This window comes from Verrucomicrobiia bacterium, assembly GCA_035574275.1.
Lineage (GTDB): Bacteria > Zixibacteria > MSB-5A5 > DSPP01 > DSPP01 > DSPP01.
Genome location: DATLYY010000021.1, coordinates 25,113 through 47,572, shown reverse-complemented (window position 1 = coordinate 47,572; position 22,460 = coordinate 25,113). Strand labels below are relative to the sequence as shown.

Annotated in this window: 19 protein-coding genes; 6 read left to right on the top strand and 13 right to left on the bottom strand. The window is 55.4% G+C overall.

Translation table 11 applies throughout. From position 1 onward, the window contains the following. Positions 1–120: 120 nt before the first annotated feature. From VNL73_03650 to VNL73_03615, 8 genes are all read right to left on the bottom strand, one after another. Positions 121–1,308, bottom strand: coding sequence for a hypothetical protein (locus tag VNL73_03650; GenBank protein HXF48507.1), 1,188 nt, complete (start codon positions 1,306–1,308; stop codon positions 121–123). Between the two features lie 18 nt (positions 1,309–1,326). Beyond that, complete coding sequence (locus VNL73_03645) at positions 1,327–2,001, bottom strand: hypothetical protein (GenBank protein HXF48506.1); 675 nt, start codon at positions 1,999–2,001, stop codon at positions 1,327–1,329. Between the two features lie 473 nt (positions 2,002–2,474). Then, the gene (locus VNL73_03640) at positions 2,475–5,090 is read right to left on the bottom strand and encodes a DUF5916 domain-containing protein (GenBank protein HXF48505.1); all 2,616 of its coding nucleotides are present in this window, start codon (positions 5,088–5,090) and stop codon (positions 2,475–2,477) included. 144 nt (positions 5,091–5,234) lie between these two features. Beyond that, complete coding sequence (gene lptD, locus VNL73_03635) at positions 5,235–8,495, bottom strand: LPS assembly protein LptD (GenBank protein ID HXF48504.1); 3,261 nt, start codon at positions 8,493–8,495, stop codon at positions 5,235–5,237. Beyond that, positions 8,488–9,678 carry an alanine--tRNA ligase-related protein gene (locus VNL73_03630; protein HXF48503.1) on the bottom strand — a complete coding sequence of 397 codons (1,191 nt, stop codon included), beginning with the start codon at positions 9,676–9,678 and terminating at the stop codon, positions 8,488–8,490. Before VNL73_03630 ends, lptD begins: the two co-directional genes overlap by 8 nt. Next, a complete protein-coding gene (locus VNL73_03625; protein ID HXF48502.1) occupies positions 9,675–10,073 on the bottom strand; it encodes a DMT family transporter in 399 nt (132 codons plus the stop codon). The genes VNL73_03630 and VNL73_03625 overlap by 4 nt, the downstream gene beginning before the upstream one ends. After that, positions 10,037–10,579 carry a DMT family transporter gene (locus VNL73_03620; GenBank protein HXF48501.1) on the bottom strand — a complete coding sequence of 181 codons (543 nt, stop codon included), beginning with the start codon at positions 10,577–10,579 and terminating at the stop codon, positions 10,037–10,039. Before VNL73_03620 ends, VNL73_03625 begins: the two co-directional genes overlap by 37 nt. Next, complete coding sequence (locus tag VNL73_03615) at positions 10,580–12,214, bottom strand: serine/threonine-protein kinase (GenBank protein HXF48500.1); 1,635 nt, start codon at positions 12,212–12,214, stop codon at positions 10,580–10,582. Between the two features lie 85 nt (positions 12,215–12,299). Here VNL73_03615 and VNL73_03610 point away from each other — a divergent pair, with 85 nt between their 5' ends. The 6 genes from VNL73_03610 to VNL73_03585 all read left to right on the top strand — a co-directional run bounded on the left by VNL73_03610 (position 12,300) and on the right by VNL73_03585 (position 19,437). Beyond that, entirely contained in the window at positions 12,300–13,697 is a 1,398-nt protein-coding gene (locus tag VNL73_03610) for an MATE family efflux transporter (protein HXF48499.1), read from the top strand. A 1-nt stretch (position 13,698) separates the two neighbouring features. Next, positions 13,699–14,637 carry a histone deacetylase gene (locus tag VNL73_03605; protein HXF48498.1) on the top strand — a complete coding sequence of 313 codons (939 nt, stop codon included), beginning with the start codon at positions 13,699–13,701 and terminating at the stop codon, positions 14,635–14,637. Further along, positions 14,638–15,405, top strand: a complete 768-nt coding sequence (locus VNL73_03600) for a fumarylacetoacetate hydrolase family protein (GenBank protein ID HXF48497.1) — start codon at positions 14,638–14,640, stop codon at positions 15,403–15,405. Positions 15,406–15,482: 77 nt separating this feature from the next. Beyond that, a complete protein-coding gene (locus VNL73_03595; protein ID HXF48496.1) occupies positions 15,483–17,330 on the top strand; it encodes a M1 family metallopeptidase in 1,848 nt (615 codons plus the stop codon). A 36-nt stretch (positions 17,331–17,366) separates the two neighbouring features. Continuing rightward, a complete protein-coding gene (locus VNL73_03590; protein HXF48495.1) occupies positions 17,367–18,281 on the top strand; it encodes a hypothetical protein in 915 nt (304 codons plus the stop codon). Then, on the top strand, positions 18,271–19,437 hold the full coding sequence (locus VNL73_03585; protein HXF48494.1) for an aminotransferase class I/II-fold pyridoxal phosphate-dependent enzyme: 1,167 nt from the start codon (positions 18,271–18,273) through the stop codon (positions 19,435–19,437). Before VNL73_03590 ends, VNL73_03585 begins: the two co-directional genes overlap by 11 nt. Positions 19,438–19,465: 28 nt before the next feature. On the opposite strand, the gene aroQ is transcribed toward VNL73_03585, so the two are convergent. The 5 genes from aroQ to VNL73_03560 are packed head-to-tail and all read right to left on the bottom strand — an operon-like array spanning position 19,466 to position 22,459. Further along, positions 19,466–19,909, bottom strand: a complete 444-nt coding sequence (gene aroQ / locus VNL73_03580) for a type II 3-dehydroquinate dehydratase (GenBank protein ID HXF48493.1) — start codon at positions 19,907–19,909, stop codon at positions 19,466–19,468. After that, positions 19,906–21,021, bottom strand: coding sequence for a 3-dehydroquinate synthase (gene aroB / locus VNL73_03575; GenBank protein ID HXF48492.1), 1,116 nt, complete (start codon positions 21,019–21,021; stop codon positions 19,906–19,908). Before aroB ends, aroQ begins: the two co-directional genes overlap by 4 nt. Continuing rightward, entirely contained in the window at positions 21,011–21,559 is a 549-nt protein-coding gene (locus VNL73_03570; protein HXF48491.1) for a shikimate kinase, read from the bottom strand. Before VNL73_03570 ends, aroB begins: the two co-directional genes overlap by 11 nt. Next, positions 21,540–22,004, bottom strand: a complete 465-nt coding sequence (locus tag VNL73_03565) for a nucleoside recognition domain-containing protein (GenBank protein HXF48490.1) — start codon at positions 22,002–22,004, stop codon at positions 21,540–21,542. Before VNL73_03565 ends, VNL73_03570 begins: the two co-directional genes overlap by 20 nt. After that, positions 22,001–22,459 carry a nucleoside recognition domain-containing protein gene (locus VNL73_03560; protein ID HXF48489.1) on the bottom strand — a complete coding sequence of 153 codons (459 nt, stop codon included), beginning with the start codon at positions 22,457–22,459 and terminating at the stop codon, positions 22,001–22,003. Before VNL73_03560 ends, VNL73_03565 begins: the two co-directional genes overlap by 4 nt. Position 22,460 lies beyond the last annotated feature (1 nt).

The following is a 22,460-nucleotide window of genomic DNA, read 5'->3' as shown; positions in this document are numbered from 1 at the left end:
AACGGCTGGATCGAAACGTACAACGAAACCTACCTGCACTCGGCCCTGGGCTACCAGCCGCCGAACAGGTTCGAGAAAACCTATAACCTCAGCCCGATGACTCCATATCAGGCCGCTTGACTAAAGGGGAGCAGTACAGTGTCCTGTGCCGCCAGTTCCCGGCCCACTTAGCTTTTCTAATTCAAGAGTTGCTATTTTGTTCAGTTCTTTTACCGCTTCTTGAAATCGTTTTCTGGTATTTTCGTTTTCAAGCTCTCTTTCTCTCTGTTTTTCTTTTTCTTTTTCCTCTTCAACTATGGTTTTCAAAATTTTCTTTGCTTCCCTGACCAAACATTTTGTGAACGGATGGTTTCTCATCAAACCATCGCGATTCCTGTCCACAACTGGCTCAGAGGAATGTTGGAGTTCATATATGTATTCACATCTTAATTCCCCAAATAAATTAGCAGCAAATGGATCCGAATCATATTCAAATAGCGTTGCTTCATGGACCGTTCTACGTGTAGTAATAAGAATTCCCCCTGTCCGGCAGGAACCTTCCTGGCTTAGTGGAAAGGAACCTTTTGCTTTCTTAACTGTAAATTGGATTTGGGCGTTTGGAAATTCCGGAATTGGTACGACTTTGTCGAAAAGAATTGCATCGATTTCCGGTTCTTGATAAAAAAGTGTGCTCTCATTTCCGCTCCGCAAGTCTCTTAATACAATAGTTCGATGTGTATCGGACATTATTAAACGAAGCAGAATATGATTTTGAAGATCTTCTCGGAGGTTTTCAAAATATGGAATTCTCACTCTCGGATTCGTTACGAGAATTTCCACGACTGTTCCATTATTGGGAATAGAGAGCTCCTTCCGAATCCTTTTGTCAGCAGTTGTAGGATTGTAAAGAGTAAAATCATCTGCTTTAAGTTTGCACCGATAATACTTTGCATCCTTTATTGATTTTATCTCTCCTTCCCCAAAATTGATGATGGTGTCTTTTAATCCCATCCCAAAAAACCCTCTTCCTGTATCGCCGCTAACGTTCTCGCCGTAGTAGCCTACACACTCGTCCATTCTTTGATTGTCGATACCCTCGGCAAAATCTCTTATTCGGATTAGAGTTTGTTTGCTTTTCGGTCTTCTGTCAATTTCTATTTCAATTTTGCCCGACCCCGGTATTCCTTTACTTTCGAGTCGATAATAACTGTCGTCACCGTTTGTAATTATCTCCACCAACCCTTTTAATAGATCGTTCCCTATTGATTGAGAAGCTAAGGTTACAAATGCTCTGCGGCCTGCCAGCAGTTTCCTTTTAACCAAAACCATTTTGAACTCCTTTCGCGTTTACGTCTTCTGGGGTAACATTCCACCCCTCATTTTAGCAACCACGAACCGATTAAGAAATTTATTACGGAGAGCTTTCAAGAATTCGATCAGGTCATTTCGCGGAAAATCATTGAGATTTTGAATAACTGTTTCATAATTTTTTGCTAAAGTCTCCGGCGAACTCTCAAGTGTACCATAAAGCAAATCACACATCTCATATTCGGTAACATTTTCTATAGAATTATTTTCAAGGAATTTTTTATATGCCATACTTTTCTCTACTCTTGAAACGACTCTCCCGGCAATACTTCGTCGGTCGCCTTTTTTTGTGGCTGTTTTTATTTCAACAAAATTCAACCTTAAAAGCGTTTTTTCTGCGACTTTTTCTCCTTTGGGGGTTAAAGTAAATCCAGTTGCTACACTACCGGTTATTAGTTGCTTATCTGCTCTGCACCTCAACCAGGATTTGTTTATTAATGCTGAGTCGGGCCATTGAGGATACCCGACCATCGCAAAACGCTCGGGAAATAGTTCGTACGCTTTCGCCACAAGATTTTCAAATGTTGGGGTTTTCTCGGATCTTTGAAGGAAGTATAGAGCGGCTGTAACGAGGTCATCCATACCAATCTTCAAATACGTAGAAGGTGCAAATTCTTCCTGGACAGTTTGCTTTGAATTTATTTTACTGGTCATCAGAGTTTGAATTCCTTTTCTTTGGGAAAATAGAATCGGGTTTTTACTTCTTGAACCTGCTTTTCGATGATCGAAAATATTTTTTTTATGTCCTCCTCCGAGTAATCGTAGTAATGTCGATTTGCACAGTTGCCAAGAACCTTTAGCCTTCTTAGTACAGCATTTGTTCTAAGCGAAGCCAATCGCTTAAAACGGTCCCTGGCCGTTTCAGGGTTAACACTTTGTTCTTCACCATTGTAAATACGCTTCATATTTTGGAATGTACAACGCCCTTGCAAATCTGTCAAGCGGTTTTTTGTCGGTGGTTTAGATTCTTTTCACGAGGCCCCGGGTGACGTTGTAGGGCAAGAAGAAACGGGCGAATACCCATTCGGCTACGCTCAGGGCAAGCAAGATTCGCCCCTACGAAAGCAGGAATTGGTGAAAAACAAAAAGCCCTCCAAAAAGGAGGGCTTTTTGCGCGGAAGGAACCCCTAACTGACCGGGATCCAGTAGCTGATTTTTAACGCGACGAAAACATCCCCGCCGGTGGTAAAGGCGTCCCAAAGCCGGCTCGGGCGAACGTGCCGCCCCTGCGCTTCAAACTCGGATAAATTCCGCGCCCAGACAAAATACATCGTGCTCCCCCGCAGCCACTCCCATCGCAAAACCACGTTGCTGCGGAAGGAGAGAATGTTGAAATCCGGATTGTCGAGCGTAAAGCTGGACGTGCCGTCCGTCACCGTGTACGTCCGCGAAGAACTGTCGTAAGTAATGGTGGTGCCATTGGTTCCATACTGCGCGGGCAAGGTCGTCTTGGGCGCCTCCAGCTCCCCGAAGTTGTAAAATTTTCCGGAGGCCGCAAACGGCTCGGCGTACAGTTCAAGCGTCAAATCCGGGGTGAAGGCGTAGTTGATTCGAAACTGCGTCGCCAAAGTGCTCTGGTCGAGATAGGCAAAAACGTAGCGGTTGCCGAACGTTTCCGGCCTCCCCCCGCCCAGTGTGGCGATATACTGCCGAATCGTAAGCCCCCGTTCGTAATACGGCAGAACGGAAAACTCCCACCGCCCCGAAGTCCGCACCCCCAGTTTGCTTTCCAGATAGTAATACCAGTGCCCGATTTCGTTTTTGTCATACATCCCGTACAAATACCAGTTGGTATTGGAGGCGAAATTGCTTGAAATCTGCGCGGCAACGTTCCAGCCGAAGGGGTCTTTCATCATGGGGCCGCCGCGGGTGACGTCGTCGCTGAAGGAGCGGGGATAAATTTCGGAGCCGAGAAAAAGTCCCCAGAAATTCTTGAAGGTGAAGTTGTTTTCGAAATCGAAAAAGGTGTACTGGTGGGCGCCGCCGAAATTCCACCCCCGCCCGGCGTAGAAGGCGAGGTTGTAGTTTTGCAGATATTTCCCCGGCTGGTTTTCCCGGTATTTCAAAGCGCCGAAAAAGTCGATGTCGTCCGCCGAATTCAAACGGCCGGCGTCGTTCAATTCGAAGCCGGGGGATTCCGCCCCGATGCTCGTTTCCCAAAGCCAGTGCTTGCCGCTGTTTTTTGAAAAGCGGAGAAACCCCTGGTAGCCGGAAAGGGAGGTGCGCCCCGGTTTGAATTCCACGTGGTCCGCATCCGGCCTTTGGAAGTAATGGGCGCTGGAGGTTTGCACCCGCTGGAGGGCGTTCGAGTCCCCTTTAATGTGGCTGAAGCCGAACGTCCCCAAAAGCACATATTCCCCTCCCTTGAAACGCAAATTCAGATCTCCGCCGCCGGCATACGCCTGGTGGGTCAGGAGCTGCCAGAGCTCCCGGCTTTTTGACAAATCCCGCCCCACGCCGGTGAGCGAAAGCCCGGCCGTAGAGGCGGAGGGGCCGAACTCCTGCTGCAGACGCAACACGCCAAAGCCGGTGCGGGGGGCGACCAGCGTTTTGCTGTAGGAAACGCCTGCCGTGTCGTAGCTTTCGGCAAACTCCTCGTCGGTGAGCGCCGCCAACGCCCCGATGGAAAGTCCGGAGGCCAGCCGCCCGGTCAGCTTGCCGGCCCCCAGAATGGTGGAGGTGTTGGGACGGTCCACGTAATCGCCGGAAGCCGAACCCCGCGGCGGCGCGCCGATCCGCCGGGAGTAGTAGTAGGCCGGGCCGTTCCCCCGCAAAAGCTGGTTTCCCTCGACAAAGAAGGGGCGCTTTTCGTCAAAGATGATTTCGAAGGCGGAAAGGTTCACCCGGGCCGGGTCGGCTTCCACCTGCCCGAAGTCGGGATTGACAGTGGCATCCAAAGTCAGATTTGGCCCCAAACCCATTTTGATATCCGCCCCGGTGCGCCCTTTCATGTTCACCCCGTCGTCGAACGGGTTTTTCTTGTCCCGGCCGTAGGTGAAAGTGGCGTCCGAGGCGCCGTAGGGAATCACTTCCAACCGCCGGGCGGGCTTGATGCCGGTGATGCCGTTCAAGCGGGCCATGCGGGAGGACCAGCCGGTCTCTTTTTTCGGAATGTACACGTAATAGTCATCCTCGTTGCGGGTGGGAACCCAGCGGTTGATGTTGAATCCCCAAGTGTGCACATCCTTGGCGTTGAAGCGCAGCTGTGAAAGCGGAATGCGCATCTCCGCCGTCCAGCCGGCCGAATCGATTCTCGTTTTCGCCTCCCAGACCGGGTCGAAGGAATAATCCCGGTTGTATTCGTCGTCCGTGGCGTGGTAGTAGTCGGCCCGCGTGCCGGAGGCCGCCACGGCGAAGGTGTAGGCGGTGCGGCGGTCCAGATAGGTGTCCAAGGAGATGATGATCCGCTCCGAATTGCCGGTCTGGTCCCGGCGGGAAACCAGGGAGCGGATGCCGAGCGAATCGGGGCAGTGCATCCGGGCGCCGATGAAAAGCGCCTCGTCGTCGTAGGCGAACCAGACTTTGGTGGAATCGGAAGCGGGCTGCCCCTCCTTCGGGTCTTTTTGGATAAATCCGGTGACAGGGGGGGTCTGCCATTCCGTCTCGGAGAGGATGCCGTCCAGTTTTATGGGGTTGGTGACCCGGACGGCCTTGTGTTCGGGGACTTTTCTTTCCGTGGAATCCGGCTCGGCCGCCAAAAGCAGCGCCGGTGAAGCCAGCAAAAAAAAGATAGAGACCCGCATAAATCCTCCTGCACCCCCGGTTTCGCCTTTACCCGGCATCGGCAATATAAAAACGCAAAACGAACCTGCAACCAGAGCCCATTGCGGTATCTATTACGGGCGGAGGCCGTTTCGGGTTGCGATTTTTTTGAACCGGCGCCCGGATTATCTAAACGTGCTGGGCAGGAAAGTGCCGAGGCCGACCGGTTCCTTGGAGATTTTGAGTTCGGGGAGGGCCTTGACCGAGATGGTGAAGTAGTATCCTTTGCGGAAGCCGGAGGGGCGCCAGGAAAAATACCCCTGCCAGCAGTGCAGGTCTTTGTTCAAAACCACCTCCTGATAGCTGGAGGCCTTGGAACTCAAATCGTAGCTCTGGGCATAGGAGATCTGCCAGGTTTTGGTCAGCCGGACGGAGGCGTTCAGATTTACCTGCTGGGTGGTTGCGACCGGGCGGGGCTGCTTTATTTGCGTGATCGTGTGGCTGATGGAAAAACTGAAGGGCAAATTGTCATCCCCGCCCAATCCGGCCAAGGAAGCAAAACCTTCACTTGGTGACAAGGGCGGGCCGAAGGAGAAGGTGCGGTTGAAATTGTAGGAGGAGGTTATCGAAAAATTCAAAAGCCGCGGGCGGTCAAGCCCGTTGCCGAGCGTGTCATAAAAATCGTGGCGGGCCGAAAAGTCGACGGAGAAATTCGGGACGGCCGAGGTGCGAACGGCCGTGGCCAATTCCGACCAGCGGCGGAAGTTTGCTTCCGCATTGTAACTGGCGCTCATGTTGGCAGTGAACAAATCCAGCTTCCGTTCCCCTTTTTCCCCTTGAAATTTGGCCTGGAAAAGCTGGGACAAGGAGAAATTCAAAACCTGTGCGGTCCGGGTCTGCACGCCGACCCCGACAAAGGCGGCTTCCTTTTGATGGCGGGTGGACTTCGGAATCCAAGAGTAGGAAACAGATGGACTCAACACGTGGCGCAGTCCGGTCAAACTTCCCAGCCGGAAAAGAAACGTGCCGTAGAGATTCGTGGTGGAAGAGATTCCCATCGAGCCGGAGCCCCGGCGGAAGCTGCCGGAAGAGACCCCGGCCGCCTCCGAGCCGTTCGTCCGGTAAATGTGAAACCAGTTCTCCGTGTAGCTGAAATTGGGGGACAAGGTCAGCCAGAAAATCTTCTGCGGGGCGGAAAGCCCGAAACTATGGTTGGCGGTGGCCCGCTTCCGGTCGGTGGTGGTCGAATCCGTGTTGCGCACCCGGTTGTAGTAGTTCAAAAAATTGCCGCTGTAGCTGTAGAAAATCGAATGGTACCAGGCCGGGCCTTTCCCCCGGCCCGGGGAGAAAAACGGCTTGGCCGGCTTGGTCAGCGATACCGAGGGGAAGGAGGAGGTGCGCTCGTCCGTGTCGAGATTGAAGGTTTTCTGGGCGACGATCGAAAGCCCCCCCCAACCCAGATTTTTGCTGAAGTTGACCTGCGGGTTCAAGACCCGGTTCAAACGGGTGGAGAGGTCGAGGGACTGGTCCGGATAATAATTTTTGTCGGAAACGAAATTGCCGGAGCCGGACAAGGTGGCCGTGGGGGACAGGGTCTGGTAATGGTTGAAGCGAAAATCCCAGCGGTCGGAGCGGCTTTTCAACAAATTGGCGGCGGAATCGATGGCGAAAACGGAACGGACCCGCCCGTAGGAACCGCTCAAGCTCCCGTTGAACCGGTAACGCCAGGCGTAGTTGACGCCGGAGCGGAAAAGCAAATTCAAATCCCCGCCCGTTTCATCCACGTCCACCGCGGTGGTCAAATCGTAGTAGTCGGACAAGGCGAAATAGTAGCCGATGTTGTGGATGCCGCGCCGGTCGTTGCCGAAGCTGCCGATGCGCAAATTCAGAATGCCGGAATGCCGCCCCGGCTTTAACGGGAAGATGTAAAACGGGATGGCGGCCAAAGGGACGCCGGCGATGCGCAGAACCACCGGCTTGGCAATCATCCGGTTCCGGTGGATGAGCTTCATATGGGCCGACGAAAAGTAGTAATGGGGGTGCTCGGCGTCGCAGGTGGTGAACCAGCCGTTCCGGATGAAAACCTCTTCCTCGGAGACGCGGGAAACGTCCGCCCCCCGGTAGTACCCCTCCACCAACTGGGTGCGGGAGCTTTTCATCTTTCCCTTCTTTGTGGAAAAATCGTACGCCAGCCGGTCGTAGGCCACCTCATCCTTGCCGTCTTTCAAGACCCGCTTGGTCACGTTCTTCATCGTATCCGCAAAGCCGGAGGCGTACAGGAGCTCGGCTTTCCCGTCGTAAAGCATCGAGTCCGCTTCCAAAGTCAGATTTTGATAGCGGGTTTCGGCCCGGCTTAAAAGAAAGATTTTATTGGGGGGGATTTGATATTCGATTTCCCCGGCCTGATAATAGACGGTATCCCCCCCCGGTTTATTCTCCGGAAAGGCGTAATAAGTCCCCTGCCCGCCGCCGAGGACGGAGACCTTTTCAACTCTTCGGTCTTTCAAATGCAGATGAACGGAATCGCCGGAGGCGTGGTTTTTTAGTTTGCCGTCCGCCTGATTATAGTAGATGTACGCCTGCCCCAGGGCGCGGATCAAAGCCGGAGCATCCCCTTCAAAATGGAAGGTGATGGAATCGGCGGCCAGCTCGGAACGGGTGGTGTCGGCCAAGTCCCGATAGAGGGCGCGGGCTTTCTTTTCGGCCGAAAGCCGGTGGACGCGGTTATTCTTGAAATGCAAAGTCAACCGCTCGCCCGCGACTTCTGATTTGTCATCCCCGCCGCGCGGCTTTTCGGTCAAAACGAGTTTCTCCTCTTTGCGCAAAAAGACCGCCTTCTGCGAGTACGCAAAAACCTTTCCCCGGCGGATGCGCACCGAGTCCGTCCCAACTCCCTTCTCCTCGTCGCCGTAAAATTCCAGTTTCCTGGCCCAGACGAAAGTGGTTTCCGGCTTGGAAGTATCGGAGGCGGCCGGCAAAAGCTGCATTTCCGGCTTTTGGTCAATAAGTAAATATTTTTTTTCCCGCTCATAGCGCCCCCGTTCTCCAAGCAGAACCGTTTTTTCCTTCAAATCCTCGTAGCGGATTTTGCCGTAAGCCCACCCCTCTTTGGTCTTGGCGTCGTAGCGGACGGAATCGGCGCGCAGCTCGTATTCCGGGTAGCGGATTTTGACCCGCCCGGCCAGAACCACCCGGTTGGCTTTTTGATGCCAGCGGGCGGAATCGGCCCGGAAATCCCCCTCCCCCTGCCGGAAATGTACGTTGCCGACGACCCAGGTCACCTCCTCCCCGCGCACTTCGGTGTGGAACAAACTGCGTGCGCCGGGAAGCAGCTCCAGCCGTTCGCTTTTTTTGGAAGAGGTTTGCTGGGCAAAAACTGATTGACACGGAAGGAACAACAAAAGGAAAACCCCGACAGCCGGTAAAGAACGAAGAATGTTATGCACCAAGTTTGTTCTTCAAATATTCAAGGACTTTCGAACAGGCGGCGCCAAAATCTTTCAACCCTCCTCCCTGCCGGAAGTTGCCGCTGCCGCCCCCCTTGGCTCCCAGCGGAAAAAGAATCTCCTTCACCAAAACCGTCAGATCCACGGCCAAGTCGGGGGAGGTTACCAAAACCCAACTGCCCGCATTCGAGGCCAGAAAGACGGCGCGGCCCGGCTTCTGAACCAGAAGTTGTGCCAGCTTTTTCATCTCCTCGGCCTCCCGGTCGTAAATTTTACCCAGAAAGGAAAAACCAGCAGCGTTGGCGAATTCTTTTTCAAGCTCGGCCGCTTTCTGCGGCAGGAGCTGTTCGCGCAGAAAGGAGGCCTCCCGCCGCAACTTCTGGCTTTCTTCTATTAATGTGGAAACCGCCGGGGCGACCTCGAAGATTCCACGGGTCATCTTCTTGGCCAAAGCCGCCAAATCCTCGTAACTCTTGGCGAAAAGCCGATACGCCCCCCAGCCGCAGGCGAAATAGACCCGTTGCGTATCGCGCACTTTTTCGGTGGAAAGAATTTTAATCATCCCAATCTGGCCGGTGGAATCGAGATGGGTGCCGCCGCAGGCGGAGCGGTCCACCCCCTCGATTTCGACGATGCGGTATTTTCCGAAAACTTCCGGCGTTTTGCGCAATCCCAGGGCAGGCAATTCTTCTTCCGTTGCCCAGAAGATTTTGACCGGGACGTTTTTGAAAACGAGCCGGTTAGCCCGCTCTTCGATCTTCCTCAAAACTTCGGCACCAAGCTCCCGCCCGGACAAATCCAGGGTCGATTCCTCTTCGCCAAAGTGCACGGAAACGGTCGGCCACCCTTCTTTTAAAAAAACGGCGGACAGAAGATGCTGGCCGGTGTGCTTTTGCATGTTGTGGAAGCGCCGCTCGCCGTCGACTTGTGCGGAAACGGTTGCGCCGATTTGCGCCGGAAGGGGCTTTTCCAGAACGTGCCAGACCGCGCCGTCCGTTTTCTGGCAGTCGAGCACGGCGACCCCGCCGACGAAACCCCTATCCGCAGGCTGCCCTCCCCCCTCCGGGTAGAAGGCGGTCTGGTCCAGCTCCACGGCCGGTTTTCCCTTGAATTCCCCGGCGGCGATCACCGACGCGGAGAACTCGAAAAGCCATTTGTCCTCGTAGTACAAAAGTTTGGTCATCGGTTTTTTCCCAGCTCGGCAATCAAGATGGCGGTCAGCATCAGCCCGCCGCCAATCCAGTCCTGCCGGGAGAGCTCCTCGCCGTGAATAAGATAGGCAAAAAGGACGGCAAAAACCGGCTCCAGGGCGTAAATAATCCCCGCGCGGGTGGAGCTGGTGTCCTTTTGATAGCGGGTCTGCAAATAAAAGGTGAGCGTGGTGGCCAAAGCGGCGGTGACCAAAATGGAGGTTATGAGATTGGGGGTGAAGGCCGGCGTTTCCGGCTCAAACAAAAGGGCGCCGGGAACCGAGAAAAAAAGACAGGTGAAAAGCTGAAGAAAGGTGAGCTTTTCCGCCGAGTAGCGGCGGGCAAAATGGCTTAGGAATACGACCTGCAGGGCAAAAAAAAAGCGCACGCCAGGGTGAGCCAGTCCCCCCGGTTCAACTGCCCGGTCTCCGGCCGGTTCAAAAACCACATCCCCGCAATCGCCACGCCGATGGCGGCCCAGTGGGAGAAGGCCGGGCGCTCCTTTTCCACGAAAAGGGAGATGAACGGCACCCACAAAACCAATAAGCTGGTCAGGAAGGCGGAGCGGGAAGCGGAGGTGTAGGCCAGCCCGTAGGTCTGGAAGGCGAAACCCAAAAAAAGAAAGATGCCGACCGCCACGCCGGCCCGGAGGGAGAGAAAATCGAGCGGAAAGATCTTTCTGTAAAAAAGGGCCAGAAAAATCAGGGCGGCCAGCAAAAAGCGGATGGCGTTGAAGTAAAACGGCGTGGTGTCCGCAAGCGCCCCTTTGACCACGGTGAAGGTGGAGCCCCAAATCAGGGTTATAAAAACGAGGACCAAATCCGCCCGGAGCTGTTTTTTTCCCTCCGGCAAGGGAGTGGAGCCCGAGGTCAACGGTTCGGAGGAGGCGGCCACTTACGGCGTGCGCTCCCGCCGCAAATCGACGTTGACCAGCTTCGATTCCCCCGGTTTGATCTTCACGTTTTTGGTTTTGGTCTCGTAGCCGGGATAGGTGTAGATAATGGTGTGCCGCCCCCCCTCCACTTTGAAGGCCCGGGGGGGCGGGACTTTGCCGTACGGCTTGCCGTTGATTTTGATGTAGGCCCGGCGCTTGGCGGAAACCACCAGATACGCCTCCTGCCCGGCGGGAACGGGACCCAACTGCACCCAGGAACCGGGGACGGGCCGGGTGGAGAGCGCCTCTTCATCCCCGTCCGTTTCCTCCCCGCTGAATTCCGGACCATAAAATCCGGCGTTTTCTCCCCCGGCGGCATAGGGGCTGATCGGTTTGCGGCGGGCGTTTATGGCCGCCAGCCGGTTTTCCTTCTCCTTCAACTCCTTTTCCACCTTGAACTGGCGGGTGGCGGTTTCCAGAACGCCGAAGCCGAAGTACAGAAAAATCCCCAAGACGAAAAGCAAAACCAGCCCGTAGGGGAAAAGCTTCCGATTCAACGCCTCCTGCTCGACGGCCCAGGCCGCCTCCAAAGACTCGGTCGGCTCGGCGGACATCCGCTCCAGGTATTCGCGCGCCAGCGGGTTTTCCCGATCCCAGCGCAAGGCCTCGCGGAATTCCCGCTGGGCCTCGGCCATTTTTCCCCGCCCCAGATGGAAATAGTAAATGCCGGAATCGAGGTGGCGTTTTATCCTCTGGCTTTGCGCCTCGCGGGTGAACTGGTCCGGGGAGGCCAGAAATTTCCCCAAAAGCCCGCGCCGCTGCACGCCGTAGTAGCGCATCAACTCTTCCAGCCGCTCGGCCGCCTCCTCCATTTTGGAAACCCGGCGGTCGGGGTCCTTTTCCAGCATCTGGGCGACCAAAAGGGAGAGGCGCACCGGAATTTCCGGCGAAAGGTCGCAGAGCGGTTTGGCCTCGGTGGTCAGAATGGAGGTGATGACCGCGGAGTAGTTGTCCCCGTCGAACGGTTTTTTGCCGGAGAGCATTTCGTACAGGACCACCCCCAGGGAAAAAATATCCGCGCGCCGGTCCACTTCCATGCTGCGGAGCTGTTCGGGGGCCATGTAGGCGGGGGAACCCAGGGTGGTGCCGGTGACGGTGATGGAGGCGTCCTGCGCCTTGGCGATGCCGAAGTCGGTCAGCTTCACCTCCCCCTCTTCGGAGAGGAGGATGTTGGCCGGCTTGACGTCCCGGTGCACCACGCCTGACTCGTGGCAAAAGGCGAGCCCCGAAGCCACCTTATGGGCCACCATCAAGGCCACCTCGAGGGGGACTTTCCCCTTTTCCAAAACCTCGCGCAAAGTCCGGCCGTGGACGTATTCCATCACGATGAAAAAACCCTCGGCGTCCCGGCCGTAGTCGATGACGGAAACAAGGTTTTCGTGGCGCAACGAGGCGGCCGATTTGGCCTCCTTTTCGAAACGGGCCAGAAAGGTCTGGTTCTGGATCAAGTAGGGGTGCAGCCGCTTGATGGCGACTTCCCGCTCGAGGGAAATCTGAATGGCGCGGTAGACGTTGGCCATTCCGCCGGAGCCGACCAGCTCCACCAGGCGGTAGGGGCTCTGCTCGGCCGGTTTTTCTTCCAGTTCGTTGGGCATCTAAAAGGTTTGCTTAAATTTTTTTTCGTCCTATCTTTTTAAACTTTGCCAAAATAAAAGTTCAACTTGAAAAGGCAAACCTAAAATGACGACCCTGCCCGAATCCCCCCCGCTGCCGACCGAGCCGACCCATCCCCTTTCCGGACCGCTTTCGGTCCAGATTTGGCGGCTTTTCTGGCCCGCTTTTCTGGCCATGCTCTTCGAGACCGCCAACACCGTGGCCAATGTCTTCTGGGTCGGCAAACTGGGGACTCAGCCGGTCGCCGGGGTGGTCTCCTCGATGTTCATCCTCTGGCTTGCCTTCTCCTTATTGAATATCGTCATCTCCGGCGTAATCGCCACCGTGGCCCGCGGTCTGGGAGCGCGGCGGCCGGGGCAGGCCCGGCATTACGCCACCCAGGCCTTTTTCTTCGCTTTGACCTTCGGCGCGGCGGTCGGCAGCGGGGGGGTCCTCTTTGGCGAGTATTTTTTTCGGGTGATGGGGAACGAACCGGAGGTGGCCAAGCTGGGCTACCGTTATCTGGCCCCCCTTTCCGCTTTTCTCCCGTTTCTTTTCGGGGCGGAAACGGTGGCTTCCATCTTCCGTGCCTCGGGAGATGCCAAAACGCCGATGATGGTCACCAGTTCCGCCTTAGTTTTCAACATCGCCTTAAACCCCTGTTTGATTTTCGGTTTGGGGCCCTTTCCGGAATTGGGGGTAAGCGGCGCCGGGCTTTCCACCGGAATAGCCTATTTTGCCGAGCTTTGCGCTTTTGTCGTTCTGATTTACCTCCGCAAGCCCCCCTTTGCGCCGGGGGTTAACGCCAGAATCAAACCGGACTTTAAAACAATCGGGGAGATCGTAAAAATCGGCCTGCCGATTTCAATTTCCGGCATCGCCTTTACGATTGTGTATCTTTTTTTGGACAAATTGGCCTCTTCCTTCGGGGTTTTTGCCTTGGCGGCGCTCGGCTTTGGCAACCGCATCGAAGCGATCTCCTTTTTGACCTGCTTTGCCTTTTCGGTGGCGGCGGCGACTTTGGTGGGACAGTACTTGGGGGCCAAAGACCCGGAGGGGGCCCAGCGGGCCGCCTACAAGACAACCTATTACGCCTCCCTCGTAACGGGCGTGCTGATGCTGGTTTTTTTAATCCTGCCCCACCCCATCGTGCGGCTTTTTTCCTCCGACCCCCAGGTGATTGAAGCGGCCGCGGCCTATCTGCGGATTATCGCCCTGTCGCAGATTTTTATGGGGTTTGAAATCGTTCTGGAAGGGGCTTTTTCCGGCTCCGGCGATACGTTGCCGGCGATGCTGATCTCCGTTCCGGGGTCGCTCGCGCGAATTCCATTGGCTTACTTTTTCGCCCAGAATCTCGGTTGGGGGGTTTCCGGCATTTGGTGGGCGCTTACGTTGACCACGGCCGTCCGGGGAGCGGCGATGCTTTTCTGGTTTTCCCGCGGCGGCTGGAAGAAAAAGAAGGTGGCCGGACTCTCGGCGGTGTAAGATGGCGACCGGTTTTTTTTATCACCCCGATTTTTTGAAGCATGAGACCGGGGCGGGGCATCCGGAAAGAGCCGAACGGCTGGCGGCCATTCTCGAAAAGTTAAAGAAGGAAAAGCTTTTCGATACGTTAATCCGGCCCGGCTTCGGGCCGGCCCGCCTGGAAGCGCTTTCGCGCGTGCACAGCATTGACTATCTGAATTTTTTGGCCAAAACCGAGGAAAAAAAGTTTTTCGCCTTGGACCCGGACACCGTCGGCGGCAACAAAAGTTGGCACGCCGCAAAATTGGCGGCGGGAGCGGTCGTCCAAGCGGTCGAGGATGTGGACAAGGGGAAGTTGAAAAACGCCTTCTGTGCCGTCCGCCCGCCCGGCCATCACGCCGAGCGTGACCGGGCGATGGGGTTCTGCCTCGTCAACAACGTAGCTGTGGCCGCCGCGCATTTGACGGAGGCGTTCAATTATGAACGGGTTTTGATTGTGGATTGGGACGTGCACCACGGCAATGGTACGCAAAATATTTTTTACAGCGACCCAAAAGTGTTTTACTACAGCTCTCATCAGCACCCCTTCTATCCCGGCACGGGGGCGGCCTTTGAAACGGGAGCGGGGGCCGGCAAGGGAACCACGCTGAATTTTCCGCTTGCGGCCGGGAGCGGCGATGCGGAGTTTTTGTCCGGCATAGAGGAAAAATTAATTCCGGCGGCCCAAAATTTTCGGCCGGAATTTATTATAATCTCGGCCGGGTTCGACGCCCATGCCGAAGACCCCCTGGCCGGGCTTAACGTGACGGACGAAGGGTTCAAGGAGGCATCCCGGCTGGTGAAAAAACTGGCCGAAGAAGAATGCGGGGGGAGGCTGGTTTCGGTTTTGGAGGGAGGATACGACTTGGAAGTGCTGGGGCGCTGTGTTTGCGACCATATAAAAATTTTATGCGAGGAATAAATGGCGACTTTTGCGGCCTTTGACAAGGACGGGACGAGATCATACGGCAAGCTGGAGGGTGAAACCATCTTCGAGCTGGCCGCACCCCCCTGGGTTTCGGATAAACCCTCCGGAAAAAAATTTCCGATTCGGGAAATGAAACTCCTCTGCCCGGTGGAGCCCTCAAAAATCATTTTGACCGGCCTGAATTACAAGGACCACATCAAGGAATCGGCCTCCGCCACCAAAGAGTTTGACGAACCGGTGATAGCCTTGAAGGCCCCTTCCGCCCTGATCGGGCCGGAGGAGCCGATTCGCCATCCGGGGGGCGGGCTGGAGGTGCATTTTGAAGGGGAGCTGGCGGTGGTCGTCGGCAAAAAAGCGCGCAAGGTTTTCAAAGAGGAGGCTCCCAAGTACATTTTGGGTTACACCTGCCTGAACGACGTGACCGCCCGCAATTTGCAGAAAAAGGACGTGCAGTGGAGCCGCGCCAAGTCGTTCGACAGCTTCTGCCCGGTCGGGCCCTGGATTGTGACCGATATCGATCCGAGCCATTTGAAACTTACCACCCGGCAGAACGGCTTGGTGCGCCAGAGCGGCGACACCTCCAAAATGATTTGGAATCCCTTTGAGCTGTTCAGTTTTATTTCCAGCGTGATGACCCTCCTTCCCGGGGACGTGATTTCGACCGGAACCCCTTCCGGGGTGGGAGCGGTTCTGCCGGAGGATGTCATCGAAATTGAGATTGAAAAAATAGGCGTATTGAGGAATAAGGTGGCGGCCGCCTAAATCCCTCCCCTATCGGGGAGGGAAAAACTCTATCTTTAACCCAAAAAATTCAATCTTTTTAAAAAAGGTTGGCAAAAGTGAAGAAGCGATATATCTTCCCGGCCAAGATGAAAAAAATAGCGTGGGGGATTTTTCTTATTCCCGCCCTGGCGTTCTCGCAAACGCTGCCCAAACCGTTTTTAAGTTATCAGATTGCCGGGGAGCTGGACACGGCCAAGAAGGAGTTTTCCGGAACGTGCGTCGTCCGGCTGGAAAACCGCACCCCCAAGGCGCTCGACCGGCTGGTCTTCAACTTGTATCCCAACGCCTTTCGCAACACGAATACCACTTTTATGCGCGAATCGGGCGGACTGAAGGGGGAGGCGAAGGAATTTCTGGACTCCGGGTTTCTTATCGTGGAAAAAGTCACGGACGGCGCCGGGAACAATCTGACCGGCAACCTGAAAGAAACCATCTACACCCTCCCCCTGCGGACCTCCATCGGCTCCGGGCAGACCGGAACGGTGGAGTTGAAGTTCAAAACCCATTTTCCCCGGCCGGTGGAGCGAATCGGCTGGACCAAGGACGGCAGCTTCATTTTTGCCCAGTGGTATCCGATTCTGGCCAAGCTGGATTCGGACGGGGAGTTTAAGGCGTACCCCTTCCACTATATGTCGGAATTTTATTCCAATTTTGCCGACTTTGACGTGACCGTGACCTTGCCCAAGGGGTACAGCTTCGAGGCGACCGGCTATCCTTTGCGGGACTCGGTCATCGGGGAGAAGAAAAGCTTTCAATTTCAGGCGCAGACCGTGGTGGACTTTGCCGCCATGGCCGCGCCGAAGGCCAAAAGCTACTCCCGCATCTTTCAGGGGGTGCTTATCACCTTCTTTGGCCCCAAAAGCAACGAGGCCAAGCTTGCCGAAATTTTTTCAATTGCGGAATCCACCCTGAGCTACACCGGGCGCACCTACGGGCCGTACCCGTACAAAAAGCTGGTGATTGCGGAGGCACCGGTGGGAGCGGGAAGCGGGATGGAGTTCCCGATGTTTGTCACCGCCAGCTTTTCCCGGCTGCCGCCGGTCATCGGAAAGCTTTTTTTCCGTGAAATCATCTCCCACGAAATCTGCCACCAATACTGGTATCAACTGGTGGCGACCAACCAGTTCGAGGAGCCCTGGCTGGATGAAGGGTTCACCACCTACACGACGGCCAAGATTCTGGAGCGATACCATCCGGTTCATCCCATCTGGGCCACCCGGCTGGGGTTCGAGCTGGCTCCCGCCACCCTGTATTCTTTGACCCTGCAGCGTTTCGGGATGTACGATTCCCTCACTTCCAAGGCATGGGAATTTCTCTCCCCCCGGCAGTATTTTTCCAACGTCTATTCCAAAACCTACCTCTGGCTGGCCACCATCGAACGGCACATCGGGACGTTGCGCACGAACGTGATGCTGCAGACGTACTACGACAAATACCGCTTTACACACCCCACCGCCAAGGATTTCCTGAAGACCGCGGAGGAGTTCGTGCCGGATTCCATTCTGACCCCCCTTTCCAAATGGCTCTACGGCCCGCCGCCGGTCTGCGATTTTGCCGTGGGAAATTTCGGCTCCAAAAAGGAAAAGGACAAGGTGTTCAAGGGGCGGCTCGAACTGTTCAACCGGGGGAACTTCGCTTTTCCGGTCGGCGTGAAGGTGACGTTTGAAAACGGCTCCGTCAAGGAGACCACCTGGACGGGGGAACCGAAGGCGGTCCGGATGGAGCTTGCCGGCCCGGCTAAAATCCGCTCGGTGGAGATTAACCCCGGGCGGAAGCTGGCCCTGGAAACCGATTACACGAACAACTTCAAGACCGCCTCCGGCAACAAAGCCGGGGGCTGGGCGCAGGTTTTGCGAAAGGTTTACGGGATGGAATCGGTAATCAGCTGGCTGACGGCGCTATAAATTATGTGGCTCCTTCTTTTTCGGGGATTCCCTCTTTTGCGGCGAAATTTCCTGCTGGCGGTCGGTTTTTACTTTTTCAAGCTTCTGATGTCCCTTCTGGTCGTTCTGCCGGTCGGGTTTTCGCTGGTTGGCTTTTTGTCGCAGATGTCCGAGGCCAAAAACTTTTTGCGGAAAATCGACTGGAATCTTCTGGCGGAGTTCTTCGCGGCCCGGCCGGGAAGCTTGACCACCTTGGGGGTCAGTTTCCTTGTGGCCCTTCCCCTGGTCATCCTCGGCTATCTTTTCTTTCTGGGGGGGGCGCTCCGCTCGCTCGATTATTCCCGCGGCGGCGGGCAGTACAAGGTCTCCGGCTGGACCTTCTTCGCCGACTCGGCCCGCTTTTTCAAGCCGCTGCTTCTCCTTCAGCTTCTGCTCTATGCCCTCTATATTTTCGCCGTCGTGGCTGGTCTGCTCTTGAACACCGCGTTCTCCGCCTTAATTCCGGATTCCTTCGAATATCTCGGCCGGATTTTCTGGGGGGCAATTATCTTCGCAATCGCCGCCCTGCCGTTCTTTTTCGTAAACATGACCGGCGATTTTGCCAAGCTGATTTTGGTGACGGAAGAGCGGAAACCGATGGAAGCGTTCCGCGATTCCTTCCGCTATGTCAAAGGCAACTTCCGGCTGACGGCGGGGGGCTACTTCATCCTTTTGGGCGGGCAGCTTTTCCTTTCCGCCGTTCTCTTGATTGCCGAAAAGGGGCTTTCCCTGCCCACCATCTTTCTGGGGATTTTCGGCCAGCAGTTGGCCAGTTTGCTTAAATCCGCCTACCGGGTTTTTGCCTTCGGAGCGGAACTGGAAATTTTGAAATCCCTACCTCCTTTGCCGGTCAAGCCAGCAACCCTGCCGGAGGTTGAAAAGACCCCGGTGATGGACCCGGCCTCTTCGCTCGACGCGAAGAATGATGGCTAAATTCCAGACCCAAGCCCCTCACGCCGGGGAGGAGAGGAAATTAGTGGCCGGCGCGGTCGCCCCGGCGATTCTTCAGACCACCAATTTTCAATGGAAAACGGTAGCCGAGTTTGAGAAGTATCTGGCGGGCGACCCGCACACCTACATCTATACCCGCTACACCAATCCCACATTAGAGATTGCCGAGCGGAAACTGGCCCGGCTGGAAAATGTCGAGAAAGCGCTCGTTTTTTCCTCCGGAATGGCGGCCATCAGCTCGACCATTTTGGCCTTCGTAAAAACTGGACAAGAAATCGTCTCCGCCAACACGCTTTATGGGGGGACGTTTGCGTTTATGACGCAAATTCTCCCTAAGCTGGGAATCAAGACCCGGTTTGTTCCGACCACACGAATTGAGGAAGCGGAAAAAGCCATCAACAAAAGAACGGCCCTTCTTTATCTCGAATCGCCGACGAACCCGAACAATTACATCATTGATTTGAAAAAAGCCGCCGCCATTGCGAAAAGACACAGGCTGCCGACGGCTTTGGACGCCACCTTCGCTTCGCCCTATAATCTGAACCCGTCCGGGTTCGGCATTGACGTCATTTTGCACAGCGCCACCAAGTATTTGGGGGGGCATTCGGACGTGACGGCCGGGTTTGCCGCCGGGTCAAGGGATTTGATGAAAAAAATGGAACTATACCGCCGCCTTTTGGGGGGCTGCTTGGAGCCGCTGACCGCTTTTCTTTTGATTCGCGGGATGAAAACCCTGGCCGTGCGGGTCCAAAAACAGAACGAAAACGCCCAAAAGGTGGCCGAATTTTTAGCCACCTATCCAAAAGTAAGCCGTGTCTTTTATCTCGGCCTTCCCTCCCACCCGCAGCACCTACTGGCCAAAAGTCAGATGAAGGGTTTTGGCGGGGTGGTTACGTTCGAGGTCAAAGGGGGATTGAAAGAGGTGAAGCGGACGGTCAACCGGTTGAAGCTGATTATGCACGCCACCAGCTTGGGAGGTGTGGAATCGACCGTGCACATTCCGGTTTTGACTTCGCACATTCAATTCTCCAAAAAGGAGCTGAAAGCGGCCGATGTTTCCGAGGGGATGATTCGGCTTTCCTGCGGGATTGAGGATGCGGAGGATTTGATTGCCGATTTGAAACAGGCGCTGCGCTAATCCCGGCATCGAAGCCAAAAGGCTTTCGCTACGCTTTCCTATTCTTCATTTCCGCCAAAACCTGCAACGCTATAAGGTAGCTGTTTACGCCGAAGCCGGAGATTTGGCCCAAACAGACCGCGGCGGTGACGGAGTGGCGGCGGAATTCTTCCCGGGCGGCAATGTTGGAGAGATGCACTTCGATGGCGGGGAGATTAATGGCGGAAAGGCAATCCCGCAGGGCCAAGGAATAATGGGTCAAGGCCCCGGGATTGATGATGACCCCGTCCGCCCATTTCCGCTCGTTGGTCAGAAAATCAATGATCGCCCCTTCCCAATTGGATTGAAAAATCTTCAACTGAACTTTCAGCCGCACGGCCTCTTTTTCCAGCATTGAATTAAGTTGAGGCAACGTTGTTTTGCCGTAAACCTTCGGCTCCCGTTCCCCAAGCAAACCGAGGTTCGGCCCGTGCACGACAAGGATTTTTTTCATTTTTCCACCTTTTTGGTTTTAAGTTCGGCCACCCAATTCAAGGCAAAGCCCAAACTGTCGCGGATGATTTTTTCATCCAGATTTTCCACGATTTCCACTTCCCCAATAGATGTGGGCAGAACGAATACCAAGGCGTCTTTTTTCCGTTTTTTGTCCACTTCCATCCCCTTCATCACCAACGATACATCGGTTTGTGGAACTGAAATTTCATTCCCCAGAATTTCGAGCAGCCCAATGGCCTCCCCCACCTCCGGCCTCCCCATTCGGCCCGAAAGAAACGAGGCCTGAAAGGCGGCCGCCATTCCCAGAACCACCGCTTCGCCGTGGCGCAGGGCGCCAAAGCCGGTGGCCTGCTCCAAGGCGTGGCCGAAGGTGTGCCCCAAATTCAAATAGTGGCGCACGCCGCGGTCTTCCTCATCTTTTTCGACCAGTTCCGCCTTGACCGACAGGGCGCGCAAAATGACTTCCTCGATACCGTTCCAGTCGCCGTCCAGAAAACCGGGCAGCCGCAGCTTTAAATCGGCAAAAAAGCCATCTTTTATCAAAAAGGCGCATTTGACCACTTCGGCGAAGCCGGAGATGATTTCCCGCCGGGGAAGCGTAAGCAAAAACTCCGGGTCGATGACAACGGCTTTGGGGTGGTACAACGCTCCGATAAGGTTTTTTCCCAAAGGATGGTTGATGCCAACTTTGCCGCCGACGGAGGAATCGACCTGCGCCAATAGCGTGGTCGGCAATTGCAGATACGGCACGCCCCGCTTGTAGGTGGCGGCGATGTAGCCGGCCAAATCCCCCACCACGCCGCCGCCAAAAGCGATTAATAGGAAATCGCGCCCCAGTTTTTTTTGCAAAAGCTCCCCCATCACCCGTTCATATTCCCCCAAGGATTTGGAGCCCTCCCCTTCCGGGATTACGATGATGTGGGCGGGCTGGGGGAGCGTTTTTTCAATGGGGTTGAGGTGAAAACGGGCCACCGTGCGGTCGGTGATGACGACCATCGCCTCGAAGGCGCCCAAGCCGGCAATCAAATCCCCCAGCCGGTGCCGAATGCCGCGGGCGACATACACCGGGCAGGTGGCGGTGGGCGTTCTCAACACCAATTCAGGCGTCAACGAACTGCTCCTTTAACTGCCTGTACACTTCATCCGCCGCCTGCTCGGAGGATTTGCCGTCGGTGGCAAAGGCAAAGCGGGCCCTCTTGTATTCCTTCTCCCGCTCGGCCAGAAAGTTCAAAAACATTTGCGAGGGTTTGCCGTTCTCCACCCATTCCGGCTTCACCAGGGGGCGAAGATAGCTTTTGGAAAGCCGTTCCAAAAGCATTTCGGGGGAGGCGGACAGCCAGATCAAAACGCCGGTTTCATAAACCTTGGAGCGGTTTTTTTCGGAAAGCAGAGCGCCCCCCCCCAGCGAAACGACTTTCCGCTCCGAGCGGGAGGCCCAGCCAATCATCTCCTCCTCGCGGGAACGGAAGTAGGCCTCGCCGCGGGCGGCGAAAATATCGGAGATTTTCTTGTTTTCCAGCTTTTCCACCTCCCGGTCGATATCCACGTAGCTCCAGCCCAGCCGGGCCGCCAGCCGCTTGGCAACGGAGGATTTGCCGGAACCCATGAACCCGCAGAGGTAGATGTTTTTACCCTCTAACTTTTCCATAGAACCGTTCGGGCAAAAAGCCCAGCAAATAGACGACGAGGGAGGCGGCAATCAATCGGGGGATGACCAAAAGCAGCCCGGAAGCGCCGACGGCGACGAAAAGGAGCGTGTCCTCGAAAACGGCGTGGCAGATGCCCAGATAGGCGGCCACGAGAAAGGTCTGTTTTCCCTCCAGCCGCCCCTGGCGGGCTTCGTCGAGCAGCACCCCCGCGCCGTAGCTGATTCCGAAACAAAGCCCGGCGATGAGCGGAAAGATGGAGGTTTTCTTGAAATGCAAAACGGCAAAGAAGCGCTCCAGCTTTTTCCCCAGCCAGTCCAAAATGCCGCGCCGCTGGGCGTATTCAAGCAGAACAAACAGCGGGATAATGATGAAAAAAATCTTGAGCAAAAGCCAAAAAAGGTCGCCGGCCATCCCTCCAACCACCGAAGTCCAGTTCCCCATCATAATAAAACCAGCTTCATCCCCCAGGCCAGGAGAAAACCGACCGCGAGGCGGAGGAAAACGAGCGTTAAAAAGCGGGTCTTCATCTTGTACATAATGGCGGCCTCCATCGGGTGGGAATGGGAAACCCCCAGAAAGATGGCGGCCACGGTGACCTGCTGCCAGGAAAGCTCCAACGGGGCCAGAACGGCCACGGCGGAATAGAGATTGACCAAACTCCCTACGATTACGGCCAAGGCGGCATCCCCGGGGAGCCCCAAAATCCCCATGTAAGGCCGGAAAAAACCAGCCACCCGGTCAAAGACCGGGGTCTGCCGCAAAAGGTATACGGCGATGAAAACCGGAATCATCACCTTGGCCAGCATCCAGAAGGTGGCGATGCCCCGTTTGAACCCTTCCCGCATGACATCCAGCAGGGAGAAGGAACTCTGCGCAGCGGGTGGATAGGAAATCTTCATG

Excerpts from the sequence above, each read along its gene's own strand:
- VNL73_03650 (HXF48507.1), bottom strand. The coding sequence starts at position 1,308 with ATGGTTTTGGTTAAAAGGAAACTGCTGGCAGGCCGCAGAGCATTTGTA.
- VNL73_03645 (HXF48506.1), bottom strand. The coding sequence starts at position 2,001 with ATGACCAGTAAAATAAATTCAAAGCAAACTGTCCAGGAAGAATTTGCA.
- VNL73_03640 (HXF48505.1), bottom strand. The coding sequence starts at position 5,090 with ATGCGGGTCTCTATCTTTTTTTTGCTGGCTTCACCGGCGCTGCTTTTG.
- VNL73_03630 (HXF48503.1), bottom strand. The coding sequence starts at position 9,678 with ATGACCAAACTTTTGTACTACGAGGACAAATGGCTTTTCGAGTTCTCC.
- VNL73_03615 (HXF48500.1), bottom strand. The coding sequence starts at position 12,214 with ATGCCCAACGAACTGGAAGAAAAACCGGCCGAGCAGAGCCCCTACCGC.
- VNL73_03610 (HXF48499.1), top strand. The coding sequence starts at position 12,300 with ATGACGACCCTGCCCGAATCCCCCCCGCTGCCGACCGAGCCGACCCAT.
- VNL73_03605 (HXF48498.1), top strand. The coding sequence starts at position 13,699 with ATGGCGACCGGTTTTTTTTATCACCCCGATTTTTTGAAGCATGAGACC.
- VNL73_03600 (HXF48497.1), top strand. The coding sequence starts at position 14,638 with ATGGCGACTTTTGCGGCCTTTGACAAGGACGGGACGAGATCATACGGC.
- VNL73_03585 (HXF48494.1), top strand. The coding sequence starts at position 18,271 with ATGATGGCTAAATTCCAGACCCAAGCCCCTCACGCCGGGGAGGAGAGG.
- aroQ (HXF48493.1), bottom strand. The coding sequence starts at position 19,909 with ATGAAAAAAATCCTTGTCGTGCACGGGCCGAACCTCGGTTTGCTTGGG.
- VNL73_03570 (HXF48491.1), bottom strand. The coding sequence starts at position 21,559 with ATGGAAAAGTTAGAGGGTAAAAACATCTACCTCTGCGGGTTCATGGGT.
- VNL73_03565 (HXF48490.1), bottom strand. The coding sequence starts at position 22,004 with ATGATGGGGAACTGGACTTCGGTGGTTGGAGGGATGGCCGGCGACCTT.
- VNL73_03560 (HXF48489.1), bottom strand. The coding sequence starts at position 22,459 with ATGAAGATTTCCTATCCACCCGCTGCGCAGAGTTCCTTCTCCCTGCTG.